At 71.0% G+C, this 8,980-nt stretch carries 8 protein-coding genes; 2 read left to right on the plus strand and 6 right to left on the minus strand.

Annotated elements, in window-relative coordinates:
- Positions 1-474: 474 nt before the first annotated feature.
- Together C4U44_RS18395 and C4U44_RS18400 are read left to right on the plus strand one after the other, a co-directional pair.
- Positions 475-1,179, plus strand: a complete 705-nt coding sequence (locus C4U44_RS18395) for an ABC transporter ATP-binding protein (RefSeq protein ID WP_103886920.1) — start codon at positions 475-477, stop codon at positions 1,177-1,179.
- On the plus strand, positions 1,176-2,891 hold the full coding sequence (locus C4U44_RS18400; RefSeq protein WP_103886921.1) for a DUF6297 family protein: 1,716 nt from the start codon (positions 1,176-1,178) through the stop codon (positions 2,889-2,891). The genes C4U44_RS18395 and C4U44_RS18400 overlap by 4 nt, the downstream gene beginning before the upstream one ends.
- A gap of 108 nt (positions 2,892-2,999) precedes the next feature.
- Here C4U44_RS18400 and tuf read toward each other — a convergent pair whose 3' ends face one another.
- The 6 genes from tuf to C4U44_RS18430 form a co-directional block, all read right to left on the minus strand.
- Positions 3,000-4,193 carry an elongation factor Tu gene (gene tuf / locus C4U44_RS18405; RefSeq protein WP_103886922.1) on the minus strand — a complete coding sequence of 398 codons (1,194 nt, stop codon included), beginning with the start codon at positions 4,191-4,193 and terminating at the stop codon, positions 3,000-3,002.
- 150 nt (positions 4,194-4,343) lie between these two features.
- On the minus strand, positions 4,344-6,473 hold the full coding sequence (gene fusA, locus C4U44_RS18410; RefSeq protein ID WP_103886923.1) for an elongation factor G: 2,130 nt from the start codon (positions 6,471-6,473) through the stop codon (positions 4,344-4,346).
- Positions 6,474-6,510: 37 nt separating this feature from the next.
- The gene (rpsG, locus tag C4U44_RS18415; RefSeq protein ID WP_103886924.1) at positions 6,511-6,981 is read right to left on the minus strand and encodes a 30S ribosomal protein S7; all 471 of its coding nucleotides are present in this window, start codon (positions 6,979-6,981) and stop codon (positions 6,511-6,513) included.
- Between the two features lie 2 nt (positions 6,982-6,983).
- Positions 6,984-7,355: a 30S ribosomal protein S12 gene (gene rpsL / locus C4U44_RS18420; RefSeq protein ID WP_014144289.1), complete on the minus strand. Its 372-nt coding sequence runs from the start codon at positions 7,353-7,355 to the stop codon at positions 6,984-6,986.
- A 361-nt stretch (positions 7,356-7,716) separates the two neighbouring features.
- Positions 7,717-8,193 (minus strand): DUF1707 and DUF4190 domain-containing protein, encoded by a 477-nt coding sequence (locus C4U44_RS18425; protein WP_103886925.1) that lies wholly within the window; start codon positions 8,191-8,193, stop codon positions 7,717-7,719.
- 100 nt (positions 8,194-8,293) lie between these two features.
- On the minus strand, positions 8,294-8,980 hold the full coding sequence (locus tag C4U44_RS18430; protein WP_103886926.1) for a TetR family transcriptional regulator: 687 nt from the start codon (positions 8,978-8,980) through the stop codon (positions 8,294-8,296).

The raw sequence follows: 8,980 nt of genomic DNA on the forward strand, positions 1-8,980 counted from the left end.
GCGCGGAGGGCCCCCCGCGCCGCCGCGGAGGGCCCCGCCCGCCCGGGTCTCAGCCGGCCGTGATCCCCGGCGCCGGCTTTACGACGTAGTCGGCCGAGTAGGTGATCGGGTCCCCGTTGTTCCACCAGGCCCAGGCAGAGCCCGGTGACCCCGTACACGTGCAGCGCGCCCCCGGTGGCCGCCGCGGCGCGCACCCGCCTGGTGGTGTTCCGCATCCGCGCCCTCTCCCTCTGCGGTCCCCTCCCCCGGGATTCGGGGCGACCGGTGCGGAGCGGAGGAAGGGTCCGCGCGGGACCGCAATGGGCGTGCGCACGCGCGTGGCAGGGGCGCGGAATCCGGCCGTTTTCCTGTCAGGCGCCGCGCACGGCGGGCGGCGCGATCGTGCCCGCGATGAGCGCGAGGGCGGCGGCCCCGACCCGACGCGCACGGGGTTAGGGTCTCGGGAGCATCCCACCGGAGTTCGGAGGCGGCCGTATGAAGGCCAGTACCGGCGGCAGCGCCCTGCTGCGGCTGCGGAAGGTCAGCAGGACCTACGGCAAGCGGCAGGCCCTGCATCCGATGGACCTGGACGTGACCGCCGGCACCTGCACCGCGCTGTTCGGGCACAACGGTTCGGGCAAGTCCACGCTGCTGCGGATCGCCTCCGGCCGCGACACCCCCAGCGGCGGCCAGGCGCTCTTCGCCGGGCGGCAGATCAGCGAGGACGACCCGGAGGTACGCGCCCGGGTCGCCGTGGTCGGCGACACCGTGGCCTGCTACCCCGACCTCACCGTGCGCGAGCACCTGGAGCTGGTGACGGTCGCGCACGCGGTGGACGACGCGGCGGGGTGGATCGACCAGGTGCTCGCGGACCGGCGGCTGTCCGACCACGCCGACGCGCTGCCGGGCGCACTGTCCTCGGGCCAGATGCAGTCCCTGCTGCTGGCCGCCGCCTTGGTCCGGCCGCGCGACCTGCTGGTGCTCGACGAGCCCGAGCAGCGGCTCGACCCCGACGCCCGGCAGCGGCTCGCCGCTCTGCTGGTCGCCGAGAAGGAGAGCGGCGTCGCGGTGCTGCTGGCCACCCACCAGGCCGAGTTGGCGGAGGCGGTGGCCGACCATCTGGTCGCCCTGGAGGACGGCCGGGTCGCCGCCCAGGGCCCGCCCGCGGACGTGCTGCGGCAACTCGGCGCGGGCGCATGAGCCGCCCCGCCGCGAGCCCGTTCCCCGCGGCCGGAGAACCCACCGACAGCGCGGACCCGACCGACGGCGACGGCGCGTACGCCTCCGGTGGCTGGAGCGAGGCCGACGACGACCGCACCGCCGAGACACTGGCCTGGCTGAAGAGGAAACGCAAGGCCCATCGCCGGCAGCAGGGCCGCGACCTCGCGCTGCTCCTCTACTCCCTGCTGCTCGCCGTCGTCGGCTACGGCAGCGGCCTGGCCGTCCACTTCCTGCGCGGCCTCGACGAGGGCGCGGACTACGGCGGCTTCGGCGCCGGGCTGACCCGCGGCCTGCCCGCCGTGTTCCCCGCGCTGACCCTGCTGCTGTGCCTGGTGTCGGCCCGCGACGCGCTGTGGCGCGGGCCGGTGGTGCTGCCCGGCCCGGCCGTGGGCTGGCTGCTGGGCCAGCCGGTGCGGCGCGCGGCGGTGCTGCGGCCGTGGTTCCGGCTGTCCGCCGGGCTGGCGCTGATACCCGGCGTGCTCGGCGGGATCGCGGGCGCGGTCCTGCTGCGCGTCACCGGCCAGGCGTCGATCGGATCCGCGCTGCCGGCCGTGCTGCCCGCTGCGCTGTGCCTGCCGCTGCTGGCGGTCGCCCTCGGCATGGCCGTGGAGCGACGCCCGGACCGCGCCGCGACGGTGCGCCGCTGGACCGCGCCCGCCGTCCTGCTGCTCGCCGCACTCGGCGCGCAGACCGGGCTGGCCGGCACCGGGCACCGCGTGCGGCCGCTGGAGTGGGTCGAGTTGTGGTCGGGGCCGTGGGGCTGGGCGGCCCAGCCGGTGGTCCGCGCCTGCGGCGGCAGCGCGCCGGGCTGGCCGGCCGCCGTCGTCCTGCTGCTGGCCGCCACCGCGGCCGCCGTGCTGCTCGCCCACCGCGAGGCCGGCGCCGTACCGACCGCCCAGCTGCGGGCCAGGGCGGCCACCGCCACCACCGTGGCCTCCGTGCTGTGGTCGCTCGAACTGCGTGCCGCCAAACTCGCCCTGCTGGACGCCGCCGGCGGCGACGCCACCCGCATGGTCCGGCTGCCGCCGCCGCGCGGCCGGGCGGCCCGGCACCTCGCGGTCGTCTGGCGCGACACCCTGACCCTGCTGCGCGCGCCCGGCCGGCTCGGCCGCTCCGTGCTGTGGACGGCCGCCGCGGCGACCGCCGCCGGGCTCGGCGCCGACCTCGGCGGGGAGCGGCGCCCGGTGGGCCTGGTCGTCGGCCTGGTCTGCGGCTACCTCGCGGTCGGCGCCCTCGCCGAGTCCGCGCGGGTGGAGACGGACGACCTGCGGCGCTCCGCCTGGTCCCCGTACCGGCTGCGCGGCCTCATGCTGCAGCACGGGGTGGTGCCCGCGGTGGTCGGCGCGGCCCTCGGCCTGCTGGCCGCGGTCCCGCTCGCGCTGCACGGCTCCCCCGCGGCCCTCCTCGACATGCCGTTGTGCGCCTTCCCGTTCACCGCCGCCGCCCTCTACGGCGCCTGCCGCGGCCCCGCCCGCACCCAGCTGATGTTCCTCGGCGGCGGCTCCCCCATCGGCTCCCCCGGCCCCCTCATCTACCTCGCCTGGTACGCGGCCGGCCCTCTGGTCGCGGTGACCGTGCTGGCCCTCACCCTCTCCTACGGCGCCCCCGCCACCGTCGTGACGGTGAGCGTGCTCCTCACCGCCCTCATCGCCTCGGTGGCGGCCAGGTCCGCCACGAAGCTGCTCACCTAGCCGGTCGGGAGCGCCCCACGGGCGCGCGGAAGAACCCCGGCAACGCGAAGGTGCCCCACTCCCGGAGGAGTGGGGCACCTTCTCTACGGCTCAACGAGCCCGCAGGACCTACTTGTTGATCTTGGTGACCTGGCCGGCGCCCACCGTACGACCACCCTCACGGATGGCGAACTTCAGGCCCTCCTCCATGGCGACCGGCTGAATCAGCGAGACCGTCATGGCGGTGTTGTCGCCCGGCATGACCATCTCGGTGCCCTCGGGGAGGGTCACCACGCCGGTCACGTCCGTGGTACGGAAGTAGAACTGCGGGCGGTAGTTGTTGAAGAACGGCGTGTGACGGCCGCCCTCGTCCTTGGACAGGATGTACGCCTGCGCCTCGAACTCGGTGTGCGGGGTGACCGTGCCCGGCTTGATGATGACCTGGCCGCGCTCGACGTCCTCGCGCTTGATGCCGCGAAGCAGCAGACCGACGTTCTCACCGGCCTGGCCCTCGTCGAGCAGCTTGCGGAACATCTCGATGCCCGTGACCGTGGTGGTGGTCTTCTCGGTCTTGATGCCGATGATGTCCACGGTCTCGTTGACCTTGAGCACACCGCGCTCGATACGACCGGTGACGACGGTGCCACGACCGGTGATCGTGAAGACGTCCTCGATCGGCATCAGGAACGGCTTCTCGACGTCACGCTCGGGGGTGGGGATCGACTCGTCGACGGCCGCCATGAGGCCGAGCAGCTTCTCGCCCCACTCCTTGTCGCCCTCGAGCGCCTTGAGCGCGGAGACACGCACGACCGGCAGGTCGTCGCCCGGGAACTCGTACTCGGAGAGCAGCTCGCGCACCTCGAGCTCGACGAGCTCCAGGATCTCCTCGTCGTCCACCATGTCGGCCTTGTTCAGGGCCACCACGATGTAGGGGACGCCGACCTGGCGGGCCAGGAGCACGTGCTCCTTGGTCTGCGGCATCGGGCCGTCGGTCGCGGCGACCACCAGGATCGCGCCGTCCATCTGCGCGGCACCGGTGATCATGTTCTTGATGTAGTCCGCGTGACCGGGGCAGTCGACGTGGGCGTAGTGACGCGACTCGGTCTGGTACTCGACGTGCGCGATGGAGATGGTGATACCGCGCTGGCGCTCCTCAGGAGCCTTGTCGATCTGGTCGAAGGCCGAAGCCTCGTTGAGTTCCGGGTACGCGTCGTGCAGCACCTTGGTGATCGCCGCGGTAAGCGTGGTCTTACCGTGGTCGATGTGACCGATGGTGCCGATGTTGACGTGCGGCTTAGTCCGCTCGAACTTCGCCTTCGCCACTGGGGTCCTCCTGGGAGTGGATCTGTACGCCTTGCTTCATCGGCGCCAGGTGATCTTTGCTGGAATGCCGACCCCGGGGTACTTCCGGCACATAGTGCGGGAAATACCCCGAAAGCCTGCTGTCAAGCCTAAACGAGGCAGTACGAGGAACTACTCGCCCTTGGCCTTCGCGATGATCTCCTCTGCGACGTTCCGCGGAACCTCGGCGTAGGAGTCGAACTGCATGGAGTAGCTGGCCCGGCCCGAGGTCTTGGACCGCAGGTCACCGACGTAGCCGAACATCTCCGACAGCGGAACCAGGCCCTTGACGACCCGGGCACTGCTGCGCTCCTCCATGGCCTGGATCTGGCCACGGCGGGAGTTGAGGTCGCCGATGACGTCGCCCATGTAGTCCTCGGGGGTGGTGACCTCGACGGCCATCATCGGTTCGAGAAGCACGGGGCTCGCCTTGCGGGCACCCTCCTTGAACGCCTGCGAACCGGCGATCTTGAACGCCAGCTCGGAGGAGTCGACCTCGTGATAGCCGCCGTCGAGCAGGGTGACGCGGACGCCCACCATCTCGTAGCCGGCCAGGATGCCGAACTTCATGGCCTCCTGTGCACCCGCGTCCACCGAGGGGATGTACTCGCGGGGGATGCGACCGCCGGTGACCTTGTTGACGAACTCGTAGGTCGCGTCGCCGTCGCCCATCGGCTCCAGCATGATCTGCACCTTGGCGAACTGACCGGTACCACCGGTCTGCTTCTTGTGGGTGTAGTCCACGCGCTCGACCGTCTTGCGGATGGTCTCGCGGTACGCGACCTGCGGCTTGCCGACGTTGGCCTCGACCCGGAACTCGCGCCGCATCCGGTCGACCAGCACCTCGAGGTGCAGTTCGCCCATGCCGCCGATGATGGTCTGGCCGGTCTCCTCGTCCGAGTGGACCTGGAAGGAGGGGTCCTCCTCCGAGAGCCGCTGGATGGCGACACCCAGCTTCTCCTGGTCACCCTTGGACTTGGGCTCGATCGCGACCTCGATCACCGGCGCCGGGAAGTCCATCGACTCCAGGATCACCGGGTTCTTGTCGTCGCACAGCGTCTCACCGGTGGTGGTCTGCTTCAGGCCCATCACGGCGATGATGTCGCCGGCGCCCACCGACTCGATCTCCTCACGCTTGTTCGCGTGCATGCGGTAGATCTTGCCGATGCGCTCCTTCTTGCCCTTGACCGAGTTCAGCACTGCCGAACCCGACACCAGGCGGCCCGAGTAGACCCGGACGAAGGTGAGCTTGCCCAGGTGCGGGTCGCTCATGATCTTGAACGCGAGACCGGAGAACGGCTCGTCGTCCGAGGGCTTGCGCTTGATGATCTCGTCCGCGCTGCCGACGGCGTGGCCCTCGATGGCCTCGACGTCCAGCGGCGACGGGAGGTAGCGCACGACCGCGTCGAGCAGGGGCTGAACGCCCTTGTTCTTGAACGCGGTGCCACAGAACACGGGAGTGACGGTGACCGAGCCGGCGCCACCCTTGGAGGCGAGCGTGATCCGGCGAATGGCCGCCATGAGCTGCTCCTGGGTGGGCTCCTGGCCCTCCAGGTACAGCTCCATCATCTCGTCGTCGTGCTCGGCGACGGCCTCGAGCAGCTTGCCGTGCCACTCCTCGGCGGCCTCGACATGCGTGTCCGGGATGTCGACGACGTCGTACATCTCGCCCTTGGTCGCTTCGAGCGACCAGACCAGCGCCTTCATCTGGACGAGGTCGACGACACCCTTGAAGTCGGCCTCGGCACCGATCGGCAGCTGCATGACCAGCGGCACCGCACCGAGGCGGTCCACGATCATGTCGACGCAGCGGTGGAACTCCGCGCCGGTGCGGTCGAGCTTGTTGACGAAGCAGATGCGGGGCACGCCGTAGCGGTCGGCCTGACGCCAGACCGTCTCGGACTGCGGCTCCACACCGGCGACACCGTCGAACACCGTCACGGCGCCGTCGAGGACGCGCAGCGAGCGCTCCACCTCGACGGTGAAGTCGACGTGGCCGGGCGTGTCGATGATGTTGATGGTGTGGTCGACATCGTCGAGCGGCCAGTGACAGGTCGTCGCGGCGGACGTGATGGTGATGCCGCGCTCCTGCTCCTGCTCCATCCAGTCCATGGTGGCTGCGCCGTCGTGGACTTCACCGATCTTGTAGGAGACACCGGTGTAGAACAGGATCCGCTCGGTGGTCGTCGTCTTGCCCGCGTCGATGTGGGCCATGATCCCGATGTTGCGGACCCTGGCCAGGTCAAGCGAAGTGGTGGCCATGTGGCTCAGTCTTCTCTCGGTTCGATGGGGGTGGTGACTACCAGCGGTAGTGCGCGAAGGCCTTGTTGGACTCGGCCATCTTGTGCGTGTCCTCGCGGCGCTTCACGGAGGCACCGAGGCCATTGCTGGCGTCGAGGATCTCGTTCATCAGCCGCTCGGTCATGGTCTTCTCGCGGCGGGCACGGGAGTACCCGACCAGCCAGCGCAGCGCCAGCGTGTTCTGACGGCCCGGACGGACCTCGACCGGCACCTGGTAGGTCGCACCGCCGACGCGGCGGGACTTGACCTCCAGGGTCGGCTTGATGTTCTCCAGCGCGCGCTTGAGGGTGATCACCGGATCGGCGCCACCCTTCTCGCGCAGGCCCTCCAGGGCGCCGTAGACGATGCGTTCGGCGGTGGAGCGCTTGCCGTGCAGGAGGATCTTGTTGACCAGCGAGGTCACCAGCGGGGAGCCGTAAACCGGGTCGATGATGACCGGGCGCTTCGGGGCGGGGCCCTTACGAGGCATGCTTACTTCTCCTTCTTGGCGCCGTAGCGGCTGCGGGCCTGCTTACGGTTCTTCACGCCCTGCGTGTCGAGCGAACCGCGGATGATCTTGTAGCGAACACCCGGCAGGTCCTTCACACGGCCGCCGCGGACGAGCACGATAGAGTGCTCCTGAAGGTTGTGGCCCTCGCCCGGGATGTAGGCGGTGACCTCGATACCGCTGGTCAGACGGACACGCGCGACCTTACGGAGCGCCGAGTTCGGCTTCTTCGGGGTGGTCGTGTAGACGCGCGTGCAGACGCCGCGACGCTGGGGCGAGCCCTTCAGCGCGGGCGTCTTGTTCTTCTCGACCTTGTCCTGCCGGCCCTTTCGGACCAACTGCTGGATCGTAGGCACCGTTTCTCCGGTTTCTGTGTGCCGATCTCGATACATCTAACCTGGGGACCGACCCACGCGGTCGGGTGTGTCGCGGACCCCGCACGTCTCCGAAGCAACGGAAAGTGCGTCTTGTCGGGCGCCGCGGCCTCGGTGTCCTTGTCCGGTCACATGGCACGCACAAGGACCCGGGCACACCCCAGGCACAAGATGAGAGCGTACCTACCGCACCGGCTGCGGTCAAAACAAATGCATACGGGCACCACGTGGCCGCAAATCCCACCCCGATCCGGCCGTCCTCCCTGGCCTTGGCGGGGCCGTGGCGGGGCCTTGGCCAGGCCGCCCTCCGGACCCGGCGGTCCCGGAACGGGTGCTCCCGGGCTCAGTGGCCAGTGGCCGAGATCACTCCGGCGACCGCCGCGATGAAGACGACGTAGCCGATGATCACCAGGTAGCCCAGGACCAGGCCCGCGGTGGCCTGGCCGCCGCCGTCCTGGCCGGTGCGGCGGATCTGGCTCCGGGCGACGTGCCCGAGGATGACCGCCGGGATCGAGGTGACGCCCAGGGTGCAGACACCGATGATGCCGCAGACCAGGGAGCCGGTCGCCGCGCTGTTGGTGCCGGTGAGCCGGGCGGGGGTGAGGGAGGCCGGGTGGGCCACCGGCGCGGGCGCGAAGGTCGCGGGCGCGGCCGGCGGGCCGGGGATGTCCGCGGTGAGGAGGTCGAGATCGGCGTAGGTACGGGCCTGGTACGCCCGGCCGACCCGCTCGTCGTACTCCTCGGGTCTCAACCGGCCCTCGGTGTACGCCTCCTTGAGGACCTCCACCGCCCGCTCACGATCCGCGTCGCCCGCCAGCATGGTTCCAGCATGCCCCAGGGGCGCGCGGCGCCGCGGGAACGACCGGCGTGTGTAGAGAAGTTGTGACATCGACCGGCTCGCCCGGAGCCGGCGGGCCGGGCTATCCGGCGCCGGTGCCCGCCTCACCGGTCTCCCCCGCACCGCCGGCATCCCCCGGCGGCAGGGTGAGCGTGGTGAGCGCTTCGGTGACCAGGGCGACCAGTTCGGCCCTGGGCACGGACCGGATCTCCTCGAACCAGCCGAGCGAGCGGCCGAGGGTGATGCCGTAGAGCGCGGAGACCGCGATCTCCGCGCGGAGCCGGGCCCGGTCGACGTGCTGGGCGGCCATGTCCTCCGCGAGCGGCTCGACGATGCGCCCGGCGATACGGTCACGCGCGGCCACCCGGATCTCCGGGGAGGTGTCGGACCGGATCAGCGCCTGGATGATCGGGCCGGGCCCGCGCTCGTCGGACCTGCCGACCAGGGTGTCCGTGATCTGCGCCAGCCCCCGGAACTCGGCGGGCCCGCGCGCCGCGTTGTCCTCCGCGACCACCGCGGCGACGTAGAGCTCCGCCTTGTTGCCGAAGTAGCGGGCGATCAGGGCCGCGTCCACGCCGGCCCGTTCGCCGATCTCCCGGATCGTGGTGCGCTCGAAGCCCTTCTGCCCGAAGAGTTCCTGTGCGGCGCGCAGCAGTGCCTGCTTGCTCGCGGCGGCGTCCCGGGCCCGGCCCGCCCGCGGCCGCGCCCCGTCCTCGCGCGCCGCCGCTTCCGGTCCCGCGTGCTCGGGACCCGCGTACTCGGCGCTCAC

Source organism: Actinacidiphila yanglinensis, from assembly GCF_900107965.1.
GTDB lineage: Bacteria > Actinomycetota > Actinomycetes > Streptomycetales > Streptomycetaceae > Actinacidiphila > Actinacidiphila yanglinensis.